Origin of the sequence: Cupriavidus pauculus, from assembly GCF_003854935.1 — a bacterium.
Lineage (GTDB): Bacteria > Pseudomonadota > Gammaproteobacteria > Burkholderiales > Burkholderiaceae > Cupriavidus > Cupriavidus pauculus_C.
This window is the reverse complement of the sequence record NZ_CP033971.1, coordinates 158,065-181,671: the sequence shown is the minus strand read 5'-3', so window position 1 is coordinate 181,671 and position 23,607 is coordinate 158,065. Positions and strand designations below refer to the sequence as shown.

General features: G+C 65.9%; 20 protein-coding genes. 17 read left to right on the top strand and 3 right to left on the bottom strand.

What is annotated here, in order from left to right; genetic code table 11:
- Window positions 1-396: 396 nt before the first annotated feature.
- The 17 genes from EHF44_RS27510 to EHF44_RS27430 all read left to right on the top strand — a co-directional run bounded on the left by EHF44_RS27510 (window position 397) and on the right by EHF44_RS27430 (window position 18,470).
- Window positions 397-1,278, top strand: coding sequence for an alpha/beta fold hydrolase (locus tag EHF44_RS27510; RefSeq protein WP_124686942.1), 882 nt, complete (start codon window positions 397-399; stop codon window positions 1,276-1,278).
- Between the two features lie 221 nt (window positions 1,279-1,499).
- The gene (locus EHF44_RS27505; RefSeq protein WP_437340359.1) at window positions 1,500-1,805 is read left to right on the top strand and encodes a recombinase-like helix-turn-helix domain-containing protein; all 306 of its coding nucleotides are present in this window, start codon (window positions 1,500-1,502) and stop codon (window positions 1,803-1,805) included.
- 33 nt (window positions 1,806-1,838) lie between these two features.
- A complete protein-coding gene (locus tag EHF44_RS27500; protein WP_124686940.1) occupies window positions 1,839-2,894 on the top strand; it encodes an aromatic ring-hydroxylating dioxygenase subunit alpha in 1,056 nt (351 codons plus the stop codon).
- Window positions 2,887-3,657, top strand: coding sequence for an SDR family oxidoreductase (locus EHF44_RS27495; protein ID WP_124686939.1), 771 nt, complete (start codon window positions 2,887-2,889; stop codon window positions 3,655-3,657). The genes EHF44_RS27500 and EHF44_RS27495 overlap by 8 nt, the downstream gene beginning before the upstream one ends.
- 24 nt (window positions 3,658-3,681) lie before the next feature.
- Window positions 3,682-4,218, top strand: coding sequence for a cupin domain-containing protein (locus EHF44_RS27490; RefSeq protein ID WP_124686938.1), 537 nt, complete (start codon window positions 3,682-3,684; stop codon window positions 4,216-4,218).
- Window positions 4,219-4,246: 28 nt separating this feature from the next.
- Window positions 4,247-5,110, top strand: coding sequence for an IclR family transcriptional regulator (locus tag EHF44_RS27485; protein ID WP_124686937.1), 864 nt, complete (start codon window positions 4,247-4,249; stop codon window positions 5,108-5,110).
- Window positions 5,111-5,133: 23 nt separating this feature from the next.
- Complete coding sequence (locus tag EHF44_RS27480; RefSeq protein ID WP_124686936.1) at window positions 5,134-5,937, top strand: SDR family oxidoreductase; 804 nt, start codon at window positions 5,134-5,136, stop codon at window positions 5,935-5,937.
- On the top strand, window positions 5,930-7,627 hold the full coding sequence (locus EHF44_RS27475; RefSeq protein ID WP_124686935.1) for a thiamine pyrophosphate-binding protein: 1,698 nt from the start codon (window positions 5,930-5,932) through the stop codon (window positions 7,625-7,627). Before EHF44_RS27480 ends, EHF44_RS27475 begins: the two co-directional genes overlap by 8 nt.
- A 12-nt stretch (window positions 7,628-7,639) precedes the next feature.
- Window positions 7,640-8,446 (top strand): aspartate dehydrogenase, encoded by an 807-nt coding sequence (locus EHF44_RS27470; RefSeq protein ID WP_124687079.1) that lies wholly within the window; start codon window positions 7,640-7,642, stop codon window positions 8,444-8,446.
- Window positions 8,447-8,461: 15 nt separating this feature from the next.
- Window positions 8,462-9,940 (top strand): aldehyde dehydrogenase, encoded by a 1,479-nt coding sequence (locus EHF44_RS27465; protein WP_124686934.1) that lies wholly within the window; start codon window positions 8,462-8,464, stop codon window positions 9,938-9,940.
- 1 nt (window position 9,941) lies between these two features.
- Entirely contained in the window at window positions 9,942-10,907 is a 966-nt protein-coding gene (locus EHF44_RS27460) for a VOC family protein (protein WP_124686933.1), read from the top strand.
- Between the two features lie 42 nt (window positions 10,908-10,949).
- Window positions 10,950-11,906 carry a PDR/VanB family oxidoreductase gene (locus EHF44_RS27455; protein ID WP_124686932.1) on the top strand — a complete coding sequence of 319 codons (957 nt, stop codon included), beginning with the start codon at window positions 10,950-10,952 and terminating at the stop codon, window positions 11,904-11,906.
- A 157-nt stretch (window positions 11,907-12,063) separates the two neighbouring features.
- The gene (locus tag EHF44_RS27450) at window positions 12,064-13,497 is read left to right on the top strand and encodes an MFS transporter (RefSeq protein ID WP_437340365.1); all 1,434 of its coding nucleotides are present in this window, start codon (window positions 12,064-12,066) and stop codon (window positions 13,495-13,497) included.
- A gap of 327 nt (window positions 13,498-13,824) precedes the next feature.
- Window positions 13,825-14,643, top strand: coding sequence for an IclR family transcriptional regulator (locus EHF44_RS27445; protein ID WP_124686931.1), 819 nt, complete (start codon window positions 13,825-13,827; stop codon window positions 14,641-14,643).
- 148 nt (window positions 14,644-14,791) lie between these two features.
- Window positions 14,792-15,733: a tripartite tricarboxylate transporter substrate binding protein gene (locus tag EHF44_RS27440; protein ID WP_124686930.1), complete on the top strand. Its 942-nt coding sequence runs from the start codon at window positions 14,792-14,794 to the stop codon at window positions 15,731-15,733.
- Window positions 15,734-15,862: 129 nt separating this feature from the next.
- The gene (locus tag EHF44_RS27435; RefSeq protein ID WP_124686929.1) at window positions 15,863-16,303 is read left to right on the top strand and encodes a (2Fe-2S)-binding protein; all 441 of its coding nucleotides are present in this window, start codon (window positions 15,863-15,865) and stop codon (window positions 16,301-16,303) included.
- On the top strand, window positions 16,287-18,470 hold the full coding sequence (locus EHF44_RS27430; protein ID WP_124686928.1) for a xanthine dehydrogenase family protein molybdopterin-binding subunit: 2,184 nt from the start codon (window positions 16,287-16,289) through the stop codon (window positions 18,468-18,470). Before EHF44_RS27435 ends, EHF44_RS27430 begins: the two co-directional genes overlap by 17 nt.
- A gap of 328 nt (window positions 18,471-18,798) precedes the next feature.
- On the opposite strand, the gene EHF44_RS27425 is transcribed toward EHF44_RS27430, so the two are convergent.
- From EHF44_RS27425 to EHF44_RS27415, 3 genes are all read right to left on the bottom strand, one after another.
- Window positions 18,799-20,472 (bottom strand): site-specific integrase, encoded by a 1,674-nt coding sequence (locus EHF44_RS27425; protein ID WP_124686927.1) that lies wholly within the window; start codon window positions 20,470-20,472, stop codon window positions 18,799-18,801.
- Window positions 20,473-21,858: 1,386 nt separating this feature from the next.
- Window positions 21,859-22,593, bottom strand: a complete 735-nt coding sequence (locus EHF44_RS27420) for a sugar transferase (RefSeq protein ID WP_124686926.1) — start codon at window positions 22,591-22,593, stop codon at window positions 21,859-21,861.
- Window positions 22,590-22,874, bottom strand: a complete 285-nt coding sequence (locus tag EHF44_RS27415; RefSeq protein WP_124686925.1) for a PadR family transcriptional regulator — start codon at window positions 22,872-22,874, stop codon at window positions 22,590-22,592. Before EHF44_RS27415 ends, EHF44_RS27420 begins: the two co-directional genes overlap by 4 nt.
- Window positions 22,875-23,607: the final 733 nt, after the last annotated feature.

Genomic DNA, 23,607 nt, shown 5'->3' with positions numbered 1-23,607 from the left:
AATGAACTGCATAGGAAACGTTGAGCGGAATATAGGCATGGCCCGACAAGGCGTAGATAGGTACGAACCCTAATGAGGTCGTGCAGTGACAGCGCTGTGCCGTCCGCATGCCACTCCGTGGAGGGGCGCCGCCCGTACGGGCGTGGTGCGTGGCGCACTGCGTTGAAGCGAGGCAACTGCAGACATTTCGCGCGCTTCGGGATGCCAGGCCATACGCGACGCGGGTTTCGCGGTTTGCTGGTCTCCGCATGATGGCGACACAGGTTTGAGGCACCGCGCACCGGTTCCGGGCAGCGCGAAAACGCCCCAGTTTTTCTCCCTGTTTACCCTGATCCCACGAACCGAAAGTCTGCGCCTATAGTCGAGAAGTTTTATTCGCAAACCTGTATTTCATATATGGAACACTCTGTGCGCCAATCCGCACCCGCTCCCGGCGTCGACCTGCTGGCCGCGCTGGATAGCCACTTCGCCGAGCGCCTGGTAATGACCGGCCCCGACGGTACGCGCTTGGCCTGCCGCATCGGCGGCTCGCGGGGCCCGGTGGTCGTGCTGCTGCACGGCATCAGTTCCGGGGCGGCGTCGTGGCTGCCGTGCGCGAGCCTGCTGGCCGCCCACGCGCGCGTGATCGCATGGGATGCGCCGGGCTACGGCCAGTCGTCGCCGCTGCCAATGCCCGCGCCGACCGCGCGCGACTATGCGATGCGGCTCGAAGCGATGCTGGCGGCGCTACAAGTACGGCCCGATCTGATCGTGGGTCATTCGCTCGGTGCCTTGATGGCCGCCGGCTATGCCGCCCATGCGCCCGACGCACTGCAGCCAGACCGGTTCCTGCTGCTGAGCCCCGCGCTGGGATATGGCGCGCCGGGCAGCGAAGAGAAATCGCGTGAAGTGGCCCGGCAGCGCATCGCATCGCTGGAAACATTGGGTGTGGACGGGCTCGCGCAACGCGGCCCCACCCGGCTGCTCAGCCCGGCGGCCACGCCGGACGCCCAGGCATGGGTGCGCTGGAACATGCAGCGGCTGAACGCCGATGGCTATCGACAGGCCGTGGCGCTGCTGAGCGGCGACGACATCGGCCGCTATCTGGAAGCGACCCAGCGTCCGGTCGAAGTGGGATGCGGAGCGCAGGACGTGGTCACTACGCCCGAGGCGTCCGCGGCGATGGCCGAACGCTTCGGCCTGCCATTTCATGCCATTGCCGATGCCGGACACGCGTGCTACATCGAGCAGCCTCGCGCGGTCGCACAGTTGATTCGCAACGCCATTCCCGGCGCCTGAGTCACGCGCCCCGCGTCCCCTTGGCCGGATATCGGCCAAGGGCCCTCCGCCGCGCGGGTTAACCCCGATCAATCTTTAAACCGTCGTTGTCTATAGTCGTACCTGTGTTCAATATCTAAACTCGTGTTTCATAGGTAAAACGCGACAGCGTCAGGCCGATGGAGCGCGACAGCGGATTGAGCCAGCCGCCCCCCACAAAGCAAGCTATGGAGCAAAGCGCAATGGAAAGCCTCGCGTACAACCCGAACCTGGTTCCCTGGGAGCGTCCCGCGCCCAACAACGTCGCCGGCAAGGGTCATATCGAGAAGCCTGGCCACGTGATCAACATCGTCTGGCAGACGCGCGCCGCCGCGCCCACCGCCTACGAGACCGTGCTGGGCGACGCGCTGGAAGCCGCCTTCGGGGGCGGTGCCAAATCTCCGGAAGACATCGTGCGTGCGTTCAATCAATCCGGTTTCCTGGCTGCCGACGGCCAGTCGTGGACCGAGGAACGCTTCCTCTCCGAAATGCGCCGCCTGGGCGCCTGAGCGCCGGCTGAGACGACAAGCGAGAAGACAGACATGGAATCGAACAAGCAAGCACGCGCCGAAGCGCGCCTGAACACCGGCCTGCGCAACTACTGGTATCCGGTGGCTGCGTCGTGGCAGGTCACGCACGCCCCGATCGGCATCACGCGCCTGGGCCAGAACATCGTGGTGTGGCGTGACAACGCCGGCAAGCTCAACGCGCTGGAAGACCGCTGCCCGCACCGTGGCGCGCGTCTGTCGATGGGCTGGAACCTCGGCGACCGCGTGGCCTGCTGGTATCACGGCGTGGAAGTGGGTGGCGATGGCCAGGTGAAGAGCGTGCCGGCCGTGGACAACTGCCCGCTGGAAGGCCGCACCTGCGTGCGCAGCTATCCCGTGGAAGAGCAGGCCGGCGCCATCTTCCTGTGGTTCGGCGACCGCGCGCCCGCCGAGGCCGATGCGCTGCGCCTGCCCGAGGAACTGGTCAGCGAGGAACACAGCAACTTCCTGTGCGTGGCGCACTGGGACTGCAACTACCGCTACGCCATCGACAACGTCATGGACCCGATGCACGGCGCCTACCTGCATGCGGTGTCGCACTCGATGGCCAGCGGAGAGAAGTCCGCCGTGATGCAGGTCGTGGAAACCGATCATGGCCTGATCTTCGAAAAGACCGGCCAGCGCGGCGTGAACTTCGACTGGGTGGAATTTGGCGAGACCGGCACGCTGTGGCTGCGCCTGTCGATCCCGTATCGCGACAAGGTGGGCCCCGGCGGCCCGTTCGGCATCGTCGGCATCGCCACGCCGGTGGATGAAGAGCACTGCATGGTGTTCTTCTGGCGTACCCGCCAGGTGCAGGGCTGGGAGCGCGACGTGTGGCGCTTCCTGTATCGCAACCGCCTGGAAGGCCTGCACTGGGACGTGCTGGAACAGGACCGCGTGGTGCTGGAGTCGATGGCCCCGGGCGCGCGCGATCACGAAATGCTCTACGCGCACGATGCCGGCATCACGCGTGTACGCCGCCTGCTGAAGCGCCGCGCCGATGCCGAGGTGGCCGACGACCCGGTGGCCATGCTGCAGCCGGTGGCCGGAGCCCACAGCCATGCCTGATCGCCAGTACGCAAACCTGCTGGCCGGCCGCAAGGTGCTGGTCACCGGCGCCGCGCGCGGCCTGGGCCTGGCCTTTGCAACGGCCATCGCCGAAGCCGGCGGCAGCGTAGCCATGGCCGACATCCTGGCCGACCGCGTCCAGGAATCGGCCGCCGCGCTGAAGTCACGTGGCTTCAAGGTGGTGCCGCTGCAGCTCGACCTGAACGAGCCAGCTTCGGTGCAGGCCTGCGCCAGTGCCGCCGCCGAAGCGTTGGGCGGCCTGGACGGCCTGGTCAACAACGGTGCGGTGACCGATTCCGGCGGCCGTGGCCTGACCGAGCTTGACGTCGCCACGTGGGACCGCGTGATGAACGTGAACGTGCGCGGCACGTGGCTGATGACGGCCGCCTGCACGCCGGCGTTGCGCGCCAGCGGCCGGGGCGCGGTGATCAACCTGGCATCGGACACCCCGCTGTGGGGCGCGCCGAACCTGCTGGCCTATGTGGCCAGCAAGAGCGCCATCATCGGCATGACCCGCTCGCTGGCCCGTGAACTCGGCGATGCGAACGTCACGGTCAATGCCGTGGCGCCCGGCCTGACGCTGGTGGAAGCCACCGAATACGTGCCGCAGCACCGGCACGACCTATACCGCAACCAGCGCGCCATCCAGCGCGAACAGGTACCCGATGACGTCTGCGGCGCCGTGCTGTTCGCGCTGTCCGACCTCGCCCGTTTCGTGACCGGCCAGACGCTGGCGGTCAACGGCGGCTTTGTCATGCAATAACCAAACACTCCAGGGGAAATGGAAATGAGCGATCTGTCGCAACAGGAAAACATCAAGCGCAGCTGGGAGCAGCCTGAGGGCGCCTCGTTCGACAAGTGGATGGAATCGCGCGTGGCGCGCTTCAGCACGCGCCGCTACGACTGGGACGCGCTGAAGTTCCAGGCCGACTACGACCCGAAGTACCGCCGCGCCCAGATGCGCTACCTGGGCACGGGCGGCACCGGCGTTGCCGCCGACACCAATACCGTGCCGTCGGAGCACTTCACGTTCTCGACCATGATCATCCCGGCCGGCCACGAAGGCCCGTCGCACCTGCACACCGATGTGGAAGAGGTGTTCTTCATCCTGCGCGGCAAGATCAAGCTGGTGCTGGAAAAGGACGGCGAACGCTTCGAGACCATCCTGACCGACCGTGACCTGGTGTCGGTGCCGCCGGGCGTGTACCGCGAGGAAATCAACATCGGCGAGGAAGACGCGCTGATGTGCGTGATACTGGGCGCGAAGAAGCCGATCACGCCGACCTATCCGCCCGAGCATCCGCTCACCAAGGTCAAGCGCTGACCTGCCACCGACACGCCGAGCCCCTGCCATGAGCGCCAATCCATCCGCAGCAGACAGCGCGCTGCCCGCCGAAAGCCTGGACAGGTACATCGTCCCGGGCCTGGAACGTGGCCTGCGCCTGCTGGCCGAATTCAGCGCGCGCGACCGCGTGCTGTCGGCGGCCGACCTGTCGCGCCGCCTGAACGTGCCGCGTTCCACGGTGTTCCGCCTGCTGGCCACGCTGGAATCCACGGGCTATGTGGAGCGCGCCGACGGCGGCCGCGAGTACCGGCTGGGTTTGGCGGTGCTGCGGCTGGGCTTCGACTACCTGGCATCGCTGGAGCTGACCGAACTGGGCGGGCCGCTGCTGAACCGCCTGCGCGACGACATCGAATACCCGTGCAATCTCGTCGTACGCGACGGGCGCTCGGTGGTGTACGTGGCCAAGGCCGCGGCGTCGCGGCCGTTCGCCAGCAACATCAACGTGGGCGCACGCCTGCCCGCGCATGCCACGGTGCTGGGCCACGTGCTGCTGGAGGACATGGATCTTCAGCAGCTGCGCGAGCTGTATCCGGAAGCGCAGCTGCAGGTTTATTCGGACAGCACGCCGCGCACCGTGGAAGCGCTGCACGAACTGGTGCAACAGGTGCAGCAGCGTGGCTACGTGCTGCACGAAGGCTTCTTCGAAGCCAGCATTTCGACCATCGCGGCGCCAGTGCGCGACCGCACCGGCAAGGTTGCCGCCGCGCTGGGCGCCACGATTCCGGCGTCGCGGCTGCCGCAGGAAGAACTCGACCGCATGGTCGGGAAAGTCAGGGAAACCGCAGGAGAACTGTCGCGCCTGCTTGGCTACCGGCCCCATCGGCACGCCAGGCGCGCGCCGGGCCAGGTGGTCGCCATGTATCGCGATTGATGGAAGAGGGGAGAGGGGATTCGATGTCCATGATTGAACTCGACGGCAACGTAGCCGTCGTGACCGGCGGGTCCTCCGGCATTGGGCTGGCCACGGTCGAATTATTGCTGGAAGCGGGCGCCGCCGTAGCCATGTGCGGCCGTGACAAAGCCCGCCTGCGCAGCGCCGAAGCCGCGTTGCGCGAGCGCTTTGCCGGTTGCCGCCTGTACGCGGCCACCTGCGACGTGCTCAAGCCGGAACAGGTCAACGCCTTTGCCGCCGACGTGGCGCGCGAACTGGGCAACGTGGACATGCTCGTCAACAACGCCGGCCAGGGCCGCGTGTCGACGTTCGCCACCACAGAGGACGCGGCCTGGGTCGAGGAACTGCAGCTCAAGTTCTTCTCGGTGATCCACCCGACGCGCGCGTTCCTGCCCCAGCTGGAGCAATCGAAGCAGGGCGCCATGGTCTGCGTGAACTCGCTGCTGGCCACGCAGCCGGAGCCCCATATGGTGGCCACGTCCGCAGCGCGTGCCGGGGTGCATAACCTCGTGCGCTCGCTGGCCACCGAGTTCGCGCCCAAGGGCGTGCGCGTCAACGGCATCCTGATCGGCCTGGTGGAATCGGGCCAGTGGCGCCGCCGCTTCGACGCGCGCCCCGACGAGGACCGCCATCTGGACTGGACCGCGTGGACCGCGCGTCTGGCCCGGCAGAAGCACATTCAACTGGGCCGTCTCGGCCTGCCGCAGGAAGCCGCGCGCGCCATCCTGTTCCTTGCCTCGCCGTTGTCTTCGTACACCACGGGCAGCCACATCGATATTTCCGGAGGACTCTCCCGTCATGCGTAACGAGCAACAACAAGTCACCGTGGGCTGCGCCATTGCAGCCTTCCTCGAACAGTGCGGCGTCAAGGCTGCATTCGGCGTGATCTCGATCCACAACATGCCCATCCTCGATGCGATGGGCGAACGCGGCAAGATCCGCTTCGTCCCCGCGCGCGGCGAAGCGGGCGGCACCAACATGGCCGACGCCTACGCCCGCACCACGGGCAGTCTGGGCGTGTGCCTGACCAGCACCGGCACCGCCGCAGGCAATGCCGCCGGCGCCATGGTGGAAGCGCTGACGGCCGGCACGCCGATGCTGCACATCACGGGCCAGATCGAAACGCCGTACCTGGACCAGAGCCTGGCCTACATCCACGAAGCACCCGATCAGCTCACGATGCTGAAGGCCGTGTCGAAGGCCGCCTTCCGCATCCGCAGCGCCGACACCGCCATCTCGACGATCAAGCTCGCCGTGCAGACCGCGCTGACGGCGCCGACTGGCCCGGTCAGCGTGGAGATCCCCATCGACATCCAGGCGGCATTGATTCCGATGCCGAACGACCTGAAGCCGCTGCCGGTGCCGCAACACCAGCCGTCGGCCCATGCGCTCGATGCGCTGGCCGAGCGCCTGCTGAAGGCCAAACGTCCGATGCTGTGGCTGGGCGGTGGCGCGCGCCACGCCAGCAAGCAGGTCAAACGCCTGATGGACATGGGCTTTGGCGTGGTCACGTCGACGCAGGGCCGTGGCATCGTGCCCGAGGACGATCCGCGCTCGCTGGGTGCCTACAACCTGCACAAGCCGGTGGAAACGTTCTACCAGACCTGCGATGCCATGGTCGTGGTCGGATCGCGCCTGCGCGGCAACGAGACGCTCAAGTACGAACTGAAGCTGCCGCGCCCGCTGCTGCGCATCGACGCCGATCCGGCTGCCGAAGGCCGCTGCTACCAGAGCGATGACTTTGTCAGCGGCGACGCCGCGCTGGCGCTTGACGGCCTGGCCGACCGCCTGCAAGGCCGCATGCTGATCGATGACAACTTCGCTGCCGACCTGCGTCGCGCGCATGACGCCGCCGTGGGCGCGCTGGTCGATGGCCTGGGCCCGTACAGCGCGCTGGTGCAGGCGCTGCAGCAGGCCGTGGGCCGCAATTTCAACTGGGTGCGCGACGTGACCGTGTCAAACAGCACCTGGGGCAACCGCCACCTGCAACTGTTCGATTCGCGTGCCGGCGTGCATGCGCTGGGCGGTGGCATCGGCCAGGGCCTGGCGATGGGTATCGGCGCCGCAGTGGGCGCGGCCGCCACGGCATCGGGCAAGAAGACGTTCACGCTGGCTGGCGATGGCGGCTTCATCCTGAACCTGGGCGAGCTGGCCACGGCGGTGCAGGAGCGCGCCGACATGGTCATCGTGCTGATGAACGACAAGGGCTACGGCGTGATCAAGAACATCCAGGACGCGCAGTACGGCGGCCGCCGCCACTACGTGGACCTGCACACGCCCGACTATGCGCAGCTGTGCCAGTCGCTGGCGCTGCGCCACCGCCGCGTGAGCAACCTGGCCGATATCGGCGCCGCGCTGGAGGCCGCAACTGTAGAGCCGGGTCCGTTCCTGCTGGAGATCGACATGCTATCGATCGGCAGCTTCAAGACCGTGTTTGCCGGCCCGCCGGTCAACAAGCAGGCCCCGATCGCCAATACGGCGGCGGCAGCGGCCTGAAGGGGGATGTCCATGCTGCATGTGTCGATGGTGGGTTGCGGTGCGATTGGCCGCGGCGTGCTGGAACTGCTGAAGTCCGATCCGGATGTCGCGTTCGACGTGGTCATCGTGCCGGAAGGCGGGATGGACGAGGCGCGCGGCGCGCTGTCGACGCTGGCGCCCCACGTGCGCGTGGCGACGCGGCTGGCCGACGGTGACCAGCGCCCCGACCTGCTGGTCGAATGCGCGGGCCACCAGGCGCTGGAGGAACACGTGGTACCGGCCCTGGAGCGCGGCATTCCGTGCCTGGTCGTGTCGGTGGGCGCGCTTTCGGAGCCCGGGATGGCCGAACGCCTGGAGGCCGCGGCACGCCGTGGCAACACGCAGGTGCAGCTGCTGTCCGGTGCCATCGGTGCCATCGATGCCCTGGCGGCTGCCCGCGTGGGCGGGCTGGACGAGGTCATCTACACGGGCCGCAAGCCGGCGCGCGCATGGACCGGCACGCCGGCCGAGCAGCTGTTCGACCTCGATGCGCTGACCGAGCCGACCGTGATCTTCGAAGGCACGGCGCGCGATGCCGCACGGCTCTATCCCAAGAACGCCAATGTGGCGGCCACCGTGTCGCTGGCCGGACTGGGGCTGGACCGCACGTCGGTCAAGCTGCTGGCCGATCCGTCGGCGGTGGAGAACGTCCACCACGTGGAAGCACGCGGCGCATTCGGCGGCTTCGAGCTGACCATGCGCGGCAAGCCGCTGGCGGCCAACCCCAAGACGTCCGCGCTGACCGTGTTCAGTGTGGTGCGCGCCCTCGGCAACCGCGCGCACGCGGTGTCGATCTGAAGCGAGTAATACCCCATGACGACGCAACAAGTCCTTCCCATCCTGATTGCCGGCGAGTGGCGCCCGGGCGGCGGCGACCGCTACGCCACGCGCTACCCCGCCACTGGCGAGGTGGTGGCCGAACTGAACGCGGCCAGCCTGGCCGATGTCGAGGAGGCCATCCAGGGCGCGCATCAGGCCTTCCGTGTCAGCGGATGGGCCCAACGCAAGCCGCACGAGCGCGCCGCCGTGCTCCACCGTGTGGCCGCGCTGATCCGCGCCAAGTCCGAATCATTGGCCCAGAGCCAGCGGCTGGACAACGGCAAGCCGATCAGCGAAACCCGCGCGCTGGTGGCCAGCGCTGCGGCGACCTTCCAGTTCTTTGCCGCCGCACTGGAAACGCTGGAAGAGCAGATCACGCCGCAACGCGGCGATTGCCTGACGATGAGTGTCTACGAGCCGATGGGCGTGGTGGCGGCCATCACGCCGTGGAACTCGCCAATTGCCAGCGAGGCACAGAAGATGGCGCCCGCTTTGGCCGCCGGCAACGCTGTCATCGTCAAGCCGGCCGAGGTAACGCCGCTGATGGCGCTGGAACTGGCCGCCATCTGCGAAGAGGCCGGTGTGCCGCGTGGCCTGATCAGCGTGCTGCCGGGCAAGGGCTCGGTCATTGGCGACGCCATCACCAAGCACCCGCTGGTGAAGCGCGTGTCGTTCACCGGTGGCACCACTACCGGCAAGCACATTGCGCATATCGCGGCCGACAAGATGATGCCGGTGTCGCTGGAACTGGGCGGCAAGTCGCCGACGATGGTGTTCGACGATGCCGACCTGGACCACGCGGTGAACGGCGTGCTGTACGGCATCTTCAGTTCGTCGGGCGAATCGTGCATTGCCGGCTCGCGCCTGTTCGTGGCGCGCTCGCAGTACGAGCCATTCATCGACCGACTGGCTGCTGCGGCGGCGAAGTTGCGAGTGGGCGATCCGGCCGATGAACGCACCCAGATGGGGCCGCTGATCACCGACCGGCACCGCGACAGCATCGAATCGTACGTGGCGGTAGGCGTGGCAGACGGCGGCCAGCTGCGCACGGGCGGTATCCGCCCGGACGTGCCCGGCCTGCCCAATGGCTACTTCTATACGCCGACCATCATCGAAGGGCTCGACAACCACGCACGCATCTGCCAGGAGGAAATCTTCGGGCCGGTGCTGGTGGCGATGCCGTTCGACGACGAGGACGACCTGATCGAGCAGGCCAACGACAGCGTCTATGCGCTGGCGGCCGGCATCTGGACGCGCGACTACAAGCGTGCGTGGCGGGTGGCACGGTCCGTGCAAGCCGGTAACGTCTGGATCAACACCTACAAGCAGTTCTCGATCGCGACGCCGTTCGGCGGCTGGCGCGACAGCGGCCTGGGCCGCGAGAAGGGACGACTTGGCATCCTGCAGTACATGGAACAGAAGAGCGTGTACTGGGGCTTGAACGAACAACCGCTGCCGTGGGCCGGAGACTGAAATGAAAGTATTGGGAATTGACGAAATCGTCTACGGTGCCGACGACTTCGACGCATGCCGTGGCTTCTTCGGCGACTGGGGCCTGGCCATCAAGCGCGACGACGCGCAGGGCCTGGACTTCGAGACGCTGAACGGCTGCCGCGTGCTGGTGCGCAAGATCGCCGACGCGGCGCTGGCGGCGGCGATCGAGGACGGCCCGACGCTGCGCGAAGTGGTGTGGGGCGTGGACAACGAGGCATCGCTGGCCGCCATCCGCGACCGTATCGGCAACGAGCCGACGTTCGTGTCGCTGCAGGATGGGGCACGCATCGGCTGCACCGACCCGAACGGCCTGGCAGTGCGCTTCCAGGTATCGCGCAAGCATGACGTGCTGGTGGAGTGCGCGCGCATGAACACGTGGAACGACAAGCCGCGCATGAACGAGCGGAGCCCGATCTACGAGCGCGCGATCCCCATCGAAGTGGGGCACGTGGTGTTCTTCGTGAAGGATGTGAAGGCCACCGAGCGCTTCTACATGGAGAAGTTCGGCTTCGTGCAATCGGACAACTACCCGGGCCGTGGCGCGTTCCTGCGCTGCGCGGCCGAGGGCGGTCACCACGACCTGTTCCTGCTGCAGCTGCCGCATGGCAAGGCCGGACTCAACCACGTGGCGTTCACGGTGCGCGATATCCACGAGGTGTTTGGCGGCGGCATGCACATGTCGCGCACGGGCTGGGATACGCAGCTCGGGCCGGGCCGGCATCCGATCTCGTCGGCGTACTTCTGGTACTTCAAGAATCCGGCCGGCGGCCTGATCGAGTACTACGCCGACGAAGACCAGCTCGATGCCCACTGGGAGCCGCGCGAATTCGAGCCAGGCCCGACCACGTTCGCCGAATGGGCGATCGAAGGCGGCATCGACGGCAATACTCGCCGGCAGAAGAACGCCGGCGGCCCGGAAGGCAAGTTCCTGACGGAAAAGCGTTAAGTGTCTGGAAGACTGGAAGTCTCGAAGTAGAAGGAAGCCCCCATGAGTGCGAGCCAATCTTTAACCCTGCGCGTGCAGGCCATGCGCTTCGAGGCGCGTGGCGTTGTCAGCGTCGAACTGCGCGATCCCGAAGGCACGCCGCTGCCGGCATTCGCGCCGGGCGCGCATATCGACCTGCATCTGGCCAACGGCCTGGTGCGCAGCTATTCGCTGTGCGGCGCGCCCGAACAGTGCGACCGCTACACCGTTGGCGTGCTCAACGACCGCAACAGCCGTGGCGGCTCGCGTTTCGTGCACGAGCAGTTGCGCGTCGGCACCACGCTGACGGTGGCGGTGCCGCGCAACCATTTCGCGCTGGACGAGGATGCCGCACACACGGTGCTGGTCGCCGGCGGCATCGGCGTGACTCCGATCGTGTGCATGGCGCGGCGCCTGGCCGAGCGCGGCCGCTCGTTCACGCTGCTGTATTGCGCACGCTCGCGTGCGGAGGCGGCGTTCGTCGAGCAGCTGTCGGCCTATGGCGACGCCGTGCGCTTTCACTTCGACGACGAGGCCGGCGTGCCGCCGGACCTGAAGGCGATGCTGGCGGGGCAGGACGCCACCACGCACTTCTATTGCTGCGGCCCCGGCCCGATGCTCAACGCCTTCGAGGCGGCCTGCGAAGCGCACGGCTACCCGAACGTGCATATCGAACGCTTCGCGGCCGACCCGGCCACCGAAGCGGTGCAGGAGGGCGAGTACAGCGTCCAGCTGCAGCGCTCCGGCAAGACCGTGCGCGTGCCGTCCGGCAAGTCGCTGCTCGACGCTTTGCTGGAATCCGGCGTGGCCGTGGAGTACAGCTGCCGCGAAGGCGTGTGCGGTTCGTGCGAGACAGCGGTGGTCGAAGGTTGTCCCGATCACCGCGACAGCGTGCTTAGCAACAGCGAGCGCGAATCGAACCAGACGATGATGGTCTGCGTATCCGGTTGCAAGGGCCAGCGCCTGGTGCTGGACCTTTGACGGACCCCGCCGTGCCGTGACAGGCGCGGCAACGAAGACTGCCCGCCGCCATGGCAGAGTCGCACGTTCAGGGACGAAGCGGCCACGCGGGTGACTGCCCTACACGATTCCGGAAGAGATACCCGTGTTGATTCAGAGACAAGACGCAGCGCCCTCGATGCAGGGCGCGCAGGCGGGCACCGTAGCCTACGGCGGCGCAGCGGCCGGCGAGGCCGCCACCCCATCCCAGACCCAGGCGGCCACGCCCGTGACACGCGGGCAGATCGTCGCCCGTATCGAGCGCATGCCCGGCAACATGATGCACGTGCGGGCACGGCTGCTGATCGGCCTGGCCACGTTTTTCGATGGCTTCGACGTGATCGCCATTGCCGCCACGCTGCCGCTGCTGATCGGCAAGTGGTCGCTGTCGCCGGGCCAGATCGGCTTGCTGATCGCCGCCCCGTCGGTGGGGCAACTGGTGGGTGCGCTGCTGTTTCCGGCGCTGGCCGAACGGTTTGGCCGCCTGCGGTCGATTGGCTGGAGCGCGGGCATCATCGGCCTGATGAGCCTGGCGTGCGGCTTCGCGCCGTCGTTCGAGATCTTCCTGTTGCTGCGCATCGTGCAGGGCCTTGGGCTTGGCGGCGAACTGCCGGTGGCGGCCACCTATATCAACGAGGTGACGCGCGCCCACGGCCGGGGCCGGTTCGTGCTGCTGTACGAGATCGTGTTCCCCATCGGGCTGATGGTCTCAAATGCGATGGGTGCCGTGCTGGTGCCGCGCTATGGCTGGGAAGTGATGTATTTCCTGGGCGGCGCGCCGCTGGTGCTGTTCTTCGTGCTGCGCCGCGTGATTCCGGAGTCGCCGCGCTGGCTGGCCGAGAAGGGCCGCCTGGCGGAAGCCGACGACGCGCTGCGCCAGTTCGAGGCGCGTGCGAAGCAGCCGCTGGCACCGGTTGGCGATGCATCGAGGTTCGACGCGATGGGCAAGCATCCGCGCCGCCGGGTGCGCGACCTGGTAGGCAAGGCGTATCTGGGCCGCACGCTGGCCGTATGGATGCTGTGGGCCACCTGCGGCTTTATCCAGTACGGGCTGTCCACATGGCTGCCCACCGTCTACAAGACCGTCTACCACGCGCCGCTGCAACTGGCGCTGAACCTGGCGGCGGGTGCCTCGGTACTGGGCGTGGTCGGGTCGCTGGTCTGTGCGCTGGTGGTGGACAAGGTTGGCCGCAAGCCGGTCATCAATGTCTCGTTCGTATTGTGCGCGGCGTCGCTGATCCTGGCGGGCGTGTTCCACGCATCGTCGGTCTATGTGGTGGCCACGTTCTGCGCGCTGGCGATGGGCTTCCTGGCCTGCGGATTCATCACGGCCTACGTCTATACGCCTGAACTCTACCCGACCAGCGTGCGGGCGATGGGGTGCGGGCTCGGCGGCGCGTGGCTCAAGGTGTCGGCAATCTTTGCCCCGGGCATCATCGCCTCCACCATCGGCACCGGCAACCTGAGCACCGCCTTCCTCGGGCTGGCGGTGGTGCCGCTGCTGGCTGCCGTCACCGTGTTCTTCCTCGGTATCGAAACCAAGGGCCAGGTCCTGGAAGAGCTGGAAATCTGAAGAAAATCGCGCCTGGCCTCCAGGCGCCGACCTGCCTGTCGTCGTTTGCCCTGCTGCCGACTTTCCCGGCGTGCAGGGTTTTTTCGCTCTTCTGGTGCTGTTTAAGGGGCCTGCCGCGTCCCGTCAGGGTTTTCCTTAAGTTGAGTCATCAACACAGAAGTCCTACAGTGCAGTTGTCCCTATTGTGGATCGTAGTTTTATATATGGAACTATTCTGCTAGTGTTTGGAAATGGCCATGTACCTTGGGGTGCATGGGGCAGCGCGAAGCGTGTTATATCGACCCGTTGCTGTTCATTGGCAAACCGAACGTCAAGCAGAGAGAGACCATGAGTAAAGCCACTCCCACGGAGGAGACGCAGGACAAGTACATCGTGCCGGGTCTGGAGCGCGGGCTCAGGCTGCTGGGCGAGTTCAGCAGCAAGGACCGCACGCTGTCGGCGGCGGAACTGGCGCGGCGGCTGCAGGTGCCGCGTTCGACGGTGTTCCGGCTGCTGGCCACCCTGGAAATGATGGGGTTCGTGGAGCGCACGGACGGCGGGCGGGAGTTTCGCCTGGGGATGGCGGTGCTGCGGCTCGGTTTCGACTACCTGGCCTCGCTGGAGCTGACCGAACTGGGCCGGCCGCTGCTGGACAGGCTGCGTGACGAGATTCACTACCCGTGCAATCTCGTGGTGCGCGATGGCCGGTCCATCGTGTACGTGGCCAAGTCGGTGGCAGCCCGGCCGTTCACGAGTACGGTCAATGTCGGTACGCGCCTGCCGGCGCATGCCACGGTGCTGGGCCGCGTGCTGCTGGAAGACCTGGCGCTGTCGGAGCTGCGCGAGCTGTATCCGGAGTCGCGGCTAGAAGTGTTCTCGGAGAGCACGCCGCGCACGGTGGAAGAGTTGTACGAGATGGTGCAGCGTGACCGCCAGCGCGGCTACGTGCTGCACGAAGGGTTCTTCGAGGCGAGTATCTCGACCATTGCCGCGCCGGTGCGGGATCGTACCCGGCGCGTGGTGGCCGCACTCGGCGCGACGATTCCGGCGGCACGGATCGATCCGGCGCTGCTGGAACCGATGGTGGAAAGGGTGCGGGAGGCGGCAGCCGAGCTATCGCGCCTGCTGGATTACCGGCCCATGCCGGAAGGCATGGTGGCCAGCTAATGACAACACGACGGTAGCGATCGTCACGATCGAAGGGACAGGCAGGAAGAGCATGCAGCAACGCAGCCAGACCGCGAATCAGAAGGCGAATCAGAGGGCGAAGGCTTGGCAGCGGCCCCGGCGGTGGCTGGGCGCAGCGGTGGCGGCGATGGCAGCCGTCGCCGTGGCCGGCACGGCGCATGCCGGCTCCTGCGCGAGCGTGCGGATCGTCGTGCCGTTTCCGGCCGGCGGTGCGGCCGACCAGCTGGCCCGCACGCTTTCCATGGGGCTGCAGCAGCGCCAGGGCACGTCCATCGTCGTCGACAACAAGCCCGGCGCCAACGGCAATATCGGTATCGATGCGGTGAGGCGCGCGGCTGGCGATGGCTGCACCTGGCTGGTGGTGCCGGCCGGCAACCTGACCATCAATCCCACGCTGTTTCCGGCGCTTTCCTATAACGTGGCGCGTGATTTCCGCCCGGTGTCCCTGCTGGCCAGTTCTCCCAACGTGCTGGCCGTGCATCCGTCGGTCAAGGCGCGCACCGTGCCGGAACTGGTTGCGCTGGCGAAGCTGGCGGACCAGGCCGGAAAGCCGCTGGGCTATGCCAGCCCCGGCGTCGGCAGCGGCCTGCATCTGGCGGGCGAACTGTTTCACCACAAGGCAGGGGCGAGCATGCTGCACGTGCCGTACAAGGGCACGACGCAGGCCGTCAACGACGTGGTGGGCGGCCAGGTGCCCATGCTGTTCGGCACGTGGCCCACGCTGGCGCCGTTCGTGCAGTCCGGGGCCTTGCGTGCGATTGCGGTGACGCAGTCGAAGCGCTCGCCGGCCGCGCCCGATGTGCGGTCGCTGGCAGAGCAGGGCATGCCCGGTATCGATGTGAGTTCGTGGTACGCGCTGCTGCTGCCATCGGCCACGCCCAGGCCGCTGGCCGATGCGCTTGCCGTCGACGTCCAGACACTGTTCGCCACGCCGGTGATCCGCAGCGATCTGCAGCGCCAGGGCCTGGAGCCCGTGGCGAGCACGCCAGAAGCACTGGCCACGCGTATTCGCGATGAAACCGCGTCGTGGGCCACGCTGATCCGCACCTACCACATCACGCCGGACTAGCGGCACCATCCGGGCGCCCAGGCGGCGCCATCCCATCCGATTTTCGAGTCGTACCGGCCGCACCGCGCGCAGTGCGCGGTGGCCTGCGGCCGTCTTTTCTCGCACTGGCGAGGACAAAGCGAGGCAATCATGGACTTTGTGTTGAACGGGCAGGCGACGCACTTCGGTGGCGACGGCGATACGCCGCTGCTGTGGGTGATACGCGACGACGCCGGGATGACCGGCACCAAGTACGGCTGCGGCATCGGCGCATGCGGGGCATGCACCGTCCACGTCGACGGGCAGGCGCAGCGGTCGTGCGTGACGCCGGTGTCCAGCGTGGCGGGGCGCAGCGTCACCACGATCGAAGGCCTGTCGCCCGACCGATCGTCGAAGGTGCAGCAGGCGTGGATCGCCAAGGATGTGCCGCAATGCGGCTACTGCCAGTCGGGCATGGTGATGGCGGTCAGCGCGCTGCTCAAGCAGAACCCGCACCCCACCGACAAGGAAATCGACGCGGCCGTGACCAACCTGTGCCGCTGCGCCACCTATCACCGCATCCGGGAGGCCATCCATGCCGCAGCAAAGTGAGATCCTGGCGAGCCCCGCGCGGCGCGGCTTCCTCAAGGGCAGTGCGGCGCTGGCGGGCGCTTTGTGCATCCCGCTGCCGGCGCTGGCCAGCCGCACCGTCGACAGCGGCCCCCACGGCACCCACGAGATAACCGACTGGATCTGGATCGAGCCGAACGGCAAGATCACGCTCGGCCTGTCGCAGTGCGAGTGCGGGCAGGGGGTCTACACCGGCATGCCGCAGGTCCTCGCAGACGAACTCGACGCGGACTGGCAGAACATCACCGTGACGTTCGTCACCGGGCGCGATGCCTACCGCACGGGGGCGGCGTATGAAGATCCGCAGCAGTTCGTCGGCGCGTCGATGTCGGCCACGCTGTTCTACCAGCGCCTGCGCATTGCCGGCGCGCAGGCGCGCGAAGTGCTGATGATGACGGCGGCAAAGCGGCTGCAGGTACGGCCCGGGCAGTGTCATACCGACAAGGGCCGCGTGTATCACGGCGCCACCGGGCGCTCGTTCTCCTATGGCGAACTGGCCCTGGAAGCAGCGAAGCTGCCGCTGAATCCGACGCCGCGCCTCAAGAACGAGGCGGCGCACCAGCTGATCGGCAAGGACCTGCTGCGCCTCGATACGCCGGCCAAGGTCGACGGTTCGGCCGAGTTCGGCATCGACGTCAGAGTGCCGGACATGCTGTACGGCGCCCTGAAGATGCCGCCCACCGTGACCGGCAAGGTCACCGGCATCCGCAATGCCGACGCGGTCCAGGCGATGCCTGGCGTCAAGGCCGTGGTGCGGGCCCCCGACGCGGCAATTGTCGTCGCGACAAGCTACTGGCTGGCAAAGAAGGGCGCCGACGCGCTGGAGCTCGATATCGATCCGGGCGCGGCGAAAGACCTGGACAGCGACAACATCATGGCCGCACGCCAGGCTGCGCTCGGTGCGCCGGAGGCGGTTGTCGCCACCCGGCTCGGCGATGCCGACGCGGCACTGTCTGCGGGCGGGCGGATCGTGGAGGCCGACTACCACACGCCGTACATCGTGCACGCGACGATGGAGTCGGTGAACGCCACGGTGCATGTGCGCGACGATGCGATCGAGGTCTGGGGGCCGATCCAGGGCCAGGATTTCGTGCGCAACGCACTAGGCAAGCTGTATAGCCGCAAGCCGGAGACCGTGATCGTTCACACGACATTCCTGGGCGGCAGCTTCGGGCGCAAGTTCCTGCCGGATTTCGTGATCCATGCCGCGCGCGCCTCGGCCGCGGTCGGCAAGCCGGTCAAGGTGATCCGCTCGCGCGAGGACGATATCCGGCACGGCTTCTATCGCCCCGGCGTCTCGGGCCGCTTCCGCGCCGTACTGGACGACAAGGGCATGCCGGTGGCCATGCACGCGCGCCTGACGGGGCAGTCGCTCTACGGCGTCATCAAGGCCGATCGCATGGCGAAGAATGGCGGCTGGGACGAAACGATGCTCGAAGCCATCTACGACTGCGTCTACCGCGTGCCGAACCTCAAGGTCGACATGATCGACGTGAAGCAGCCGATTCCGGTCAGCTTCATGCGCAGCGTGGGTTCGACATCGAGCATTTTCATGCTGGAGAGCTTCGTCAACGAGATGGCCGATGCGGCAGGCATGGATCCGTACCGCTACCGGCGTGTATTGCTGGCCCACAATCCCCTGGCGCTGCGCACGCTCGATGCGGCGGCAAAGGCTGCCAACTGGGATCGCAAGCCCCAGGCCAACGTCACGCGCGCCTTCACGTTCAATCTCTACACGGGGCGCGGGGAGGCATTCCAGACCTACGTGGCGATGGCGCTGGAGCTGAAGCGCGCGGGCAAGTCATTCAGCGTGAAGCGGGTGGTGTGCGCGGTGGAGTGCGGCAGGGCGATCAATCCGAACCTGATCCGCGCTAACATCGAGGGCGGCATCGGCTTTGCATTGACGAATACGCTCAATAGCGAGATCACGTTCAAGGGCGGCGTGGTGCAGCAGAGCAATTTCCACGACTATCCGTTGTTGCGCCTGGCCGAAATGCCGAAGATCGAGGTAGTGATCGTCGATAGCGACCGTCCGCCGCAGGGCTGCGGCGAGGTGTCGCTTGGGCCAGTGGCGCCTGCCGTGGCGCATGCGCTGTACAAGGCAACGCGGTCACGACGCCGGTCGATGCCGATGAAGCTGGAAGCCTGAGGGTTGGCGTCCGGGTGAGGGGCGGCGCGACGGTGCGCCGCCTTTTGCTTTGGATTGCCAGGCTAGGGGCTATCGTACTTTCCGTGCAAAATCTGGCGGTTTGGTCTGAATTCTTCTTATATATCAATGCGTTGTGCGGTCGCAATTTTCTCGGTTGCACTCCTTCCGGTGCAAAATCTGGCGCATTTCAGGCTGTCGGGCCGACGACGGCGCTTTGCGTGAGCTACTCCGTCAGTAGCGCCTGCCGGGCGCCAAGACGCGCGGTCAGACGGCCAGCGCTGCCATCTCCTTGCATTTCGTACTCACGGCACCCTCTTGAAAAAGCGATTCAGGCAGCGAATGCCTGGCCGAACTGCCGCGTCCGCTTGACGTCATCGGTATGCAAGTAGATGGACGTGGTTGAAATTGAGGCGTGGCGCAGGTTGTCGCGCACAGCGCTCAGTTCGACGCCCTTTGCCAGCGCGTGGGTCGCGTGGGTGTGCCGCATCCAGTGTGGTGTCGCCCGCCGGAGCTTCTCTGCCAAAGGTGGATGATCGCCTTCGATGATGTGCGCCGCAAGCCTGAAGAATCGGCGCATGACTTCCCACAGGCGCAGAGGCGTAATGCCGGCTTCGCCACCATCCAGGCTACCGATTAATGGCATATCGGGGTTCCAGCGAGCACGGCTGACAGGGAGCCCGCGCTCCAGCAGGTAGCGTTCCAGCGCTGCCCGCGCCAAGGGCGTCAATGTGACCCTAGCGGGCTTGCCACCTTTGCCAACCAGGTGCAGCCAGTGATCGCCTGCGGCGTCGACGTCGAGGTGACGCAACGCGGCATTGGCCAGTTCGCTGATCCGCAGTCCCGTGGCGTATCCGAAATCCAGCAGAAAACGAAGCCGCTGTGCGGCCGCGGCTTGCCAGCCGTACGACCACTCGAGACCGTTGGCGATGGTGCGCACCAGCAGCCATTCTCCTTCGGTGAAGGCATGGGTAGTTTCCACGGCCATGGCACGCTGGCTGCCGCGCACCTTGATACCCGCAAAGGGGTTGGCAAGCACATAGCGCTGTTCCACCAGCCAGCGGAACAGCGCGCTGAGGACGGCCAGCGCATGCGCGACTGAGCGCGCCGAGAGGTTATCGACAAACGGGCGCCAGTCCGGCGACGTGCGTGGCCGTGGTGGTCCGACCCAGCGCTCGCGCGGCGTGGGCCTGCGTAAAAATGCCCGATAGTCGGTCGCGTCCTTGGTCGTCAAGGATGAAAGGGCCTTCCCTCGCGCGACGATGGCCCACAGGATCAGCCGTTCGGCTTCCTTGCGGTAGGCGCGCTGCGTGGCCGAGGATTCGTGGAGGGCCAGCCAGGCTTGGATGGCCTCGTAATCGTTGTCCACGCCCAGGATGCAGGTCGACAGCGGAGCGCGGAAGGCGCCGGCGGAGCCGTCAACCTCGTGGGGCAGCCGCAGGTGTTCCCACGGCGTCACGATGGGCTTTCGATCGGCGACGACCAAGGCGCGGGCGCGCTCGGTAAGCGCCGGGTGTGTGGCAAAGAACGCCTCGATCTGGCGGGCGCTGGCGGGTCCGAGGCCCGGGACGGCGGTCCACCACTGTCGCCGGCGGGGGATACGAACGGTAAGGTCGGCCAGGTTGGTGATGCCAGCGGCCTGCAGGGCGCGTACCGCGCGCGCTGGCAGCCACTGTGCCACAGCATCGCTGATCTGCGGCGAAGGCGCTGCGGTCACACGCAGTTGCTCGATGGCTGCCGCGGCGGCCCGGGCGTAACCCACGCGCTCGGTTGTGGAGCACACGAAGATGTCCGCCAGATCGTGGCGCCGGCGCTGCCGGGCATACTGAACGAGCTGGCGCCGGATCGCGCCAACGATGCCTCTAGCCGATTGGCCATCGGCAATCCGATCACGTAGGTAGCGGTCTGCCGCCTCACGCGAGGAAGCGCCCTCGTACCAGGCGCGCAGCGCGGCAAGGGCGGCGGGGTCGGGCAGGCCATCGGGAATAGTGAGGCGTCGGGGCATTTTGTGCGAAGCGAGTTACGTACCAAGATAGCGGTACCGAGATAATAACTCTTATCTCTGTAGCGACGTTTTTATGCGCAGCGAGCGGAAAGCGGGGGCGACGGAGCGGCCGGCATCACGAGGTGGGAAGCGATGCCAAGGGAATTTCGAAAACCGGGGAACATGACGTACAGCGACCCGTCTTTCCCGAACATCACTTTCGCCAACTTGCGCAGCGTACCGCGCCAGTCAATGGCTACGTCAAATTTTGGGCAACGAAGCATGTGCAAGTCCAAAGAACCAGTTTTCTTGACTAAACAGACATCGCTTAACTGAGTTCCTTCAATAACAGAGCTCGATTGAGAGCGCCGGAACCATGAAAGCGTCGCTAATTTCCTTCCTTCTCGCCCTGGCAGTCACCCTGCAAAGCCTGCCGCCGGCCGACAAAGAACACTCCTCACAGAACTGTGGCATGCCGGAACGCGTGGCTACCCGCCGGGACCGGTACCGGACCAAGTAAGTCAAAGAATTCGAGCTAACTTCCGCCCCTTCGGGGGCGATGTTACCTCAGGGCAAACTGAATACTTCCTGGTAGCTCCGGAACTGTCCGCCTTGCGGCACCCGAGCGCATTGCAGTGGTGCCGAGCAGCCGGACCTCTTACTCCATTTCATCCGATGGCTTTGCGTCGATTCACCTTGGCGGCGGTGCGCTCAACTCCCGCACGAAGTGGCCCATCGTGCAGGCAGCGACTTCAGAGATTCGTAGACCCAACAGGTAGAGGAGGGTGGTGAGCCATCGCGCGCGGGCTTGGTCGCGTTGTTCGGCCAAATTGCTTGGCGCCGGCGTCGCTAGAAAAGCGCGGAACAGGCGTAGGTCCTCCTGCGTCGATGGCTGCCGGCTCCGCCAGGGCATCCGCGAGGGCCCATGAGGAGCAGCCGATCGGCTTCCCTTCGATAGTTCGCGTGCGTCGCCAGGCTCTCTACATAGTTCGCCAGCCACAGCGAGATAGCCTCCAGGTCGTTCGGCCCCAATCTGCCTGCGCGTGGCGTCGCCCAAGTTGATGCCCAAGGCGTGGATCTGGTTGGTACGCTGGAGCAGCGCCACCGTGCTTTTGCAGTGTGTCGAGCTCGAGATCCTGACCCGTCCTAGGACGGGCCGGCATAGAAAAGATTGTCTAGTACCCTCACGGACCCGCGGTTGCGCTTACCCATTTCCGTCGATCTTCATGTTCCAGCGCCGGCGATTTCTTGGTGAGGAAGGACCCATCGGCATTCCGAAGGACGGACAGCAGTTCGCACCGCAGGCTGGTGACTCCGCCCAAACCTGCGTTGAGAGCTATGGGGTGCTTCGCGACCGATCCGCCGCGCGGGACGATAGCCGAACCCGGCGCCGTCGGGGCGTTACATTCACAGCGGCTTGTTCCAACCGCGCCAAGCTACCCGCCCTAGTCCAATGCACCGCTCGCGTAAGGACGGCCCAGTGCACAGGCGCACACCGTCAGCCTCGAACGGAACGAGGCCCGGTCGTACAGAAAGTTCGTCGGCACCGGTGCGATCGTGTTTTGCGACCGGCCACTGCGGGCGTGGACCGAAGAGCGCTAGCGAGCCGTTAGCGACATTGATGTACCGCGGCAACATATGAAACTGGGTTCTATACAAGAACTTGCCCAGCGGCGTGAGACGCCCGGTCGTATCCACCGGAAGCGCAAAGGAATATAGTCGAACCGGCTTGCCACCCTGACCATATGCCGACCGTCCAATCAGTCCCCCTTCAACCGACTGTCGTCGAACCAGAAGCCACAAGATAAGGAGCAGTGGGAAGACGCCGATCAGCACGGCGACGGCGAAGATCACGTCAAACCTCCGCGTGAGCCACTCCTCTGGCGATATTGGGAGGGCGTCCTGTCGCATTTTTTTTGCCGCACGGCAAAGCATTACTGCAAACAACAACGGTGATAGCTTGCCTGGAATCTGCTCCAGTTCGGCCAGCCATTCCTCCTCCATGCGTTCACGCATTTCCGGGGACAACCGCCGCCCTGCGTGTGACACCACCTTCCGGGCCAGCCAGGGCAGCCAATCCTTCAGTTCGGCAAAAGCGAGGCCAACAAGAAACACCAGGATGCTGGTCAGGGTCTCGCTCATACCAGCACACCTCCTCGAAGTTGGCTCAAGACTTCTGTGGCAACGCGCGTACCGTGCGCCGTCATCCGGTAGAGGCGTCTCCGTGGACGGCCTGCTTTGGCCGGGTCGGACGTTTCCCAGGCGCTTGTGAGAAGTCCTTCGGCCTCAAATCGCGCCAGCAACGGATAGAGCGTGCCCGAGGATATGCCGGCTGCCTGCATCAAGGTATAGCCATAGATCGGTGCACTGGCATGCTCCAAAAAAACCTTCAGCACTAACAACCCGGACTGAGACATCTTCATACGCTTACCCCCTATGTTGTAAGTCTACATAGCGTCATGGGAAAGTCAACCGCCAGTTCATGAACCCACAACCCGGTGCGAAACACCATGGGAAGGCGGCATCCCGTTCGCGGCGGCTGGGAGGGCGACGGATCCGGAATTCCCGGGATTTGGGTGCGAGGGAAGGGTTCGGGCCTAGTTGTGTTTGACCACACTCCCTCCAATGTTCCGGTGAAAGGAACTTTGCGGGCCACAGTACTGAGCGGTGACACCGTGCCTGCTGTGCGGAGGCACGTGTTTGAGCCGACGCTAGATGAGGAAAAGAAGCATCGCCTTGATGGGCATGTGCTTCATTACGAGACCGCGGCTGGACACGTCGTCGAGGTGGCACTTTCGCCGGACGTAACTGGTTCGCACCTCGGTTCTTAGGTTCGGCCGCGCGCGACATTGCTGCGACCTTTCATCGGTCCCGAGCGCGTTTCGGCATTTCTGCAGGGTGGCCGCGAGCTGGTCATCGCGAGTTGGACGGTCGCGGAGCGGGGTCGCCTCTTCTGACACGGCTAGAATTGGCGCCTTGAGGGATATTTCTTGGGGTGGGTCGAGATGGCTTTCAACTTAGGGGACAGCGTTCAGTCATTCTGCAACGTTTGCGGCTGCCGCACCTGGCATACGGTGCTTCATATCGTAGCGCAACACCTTGGCGACCAAGACGGCTGGGAAGAGAACACTGACTTGACTATCCAATGCGGCGGCT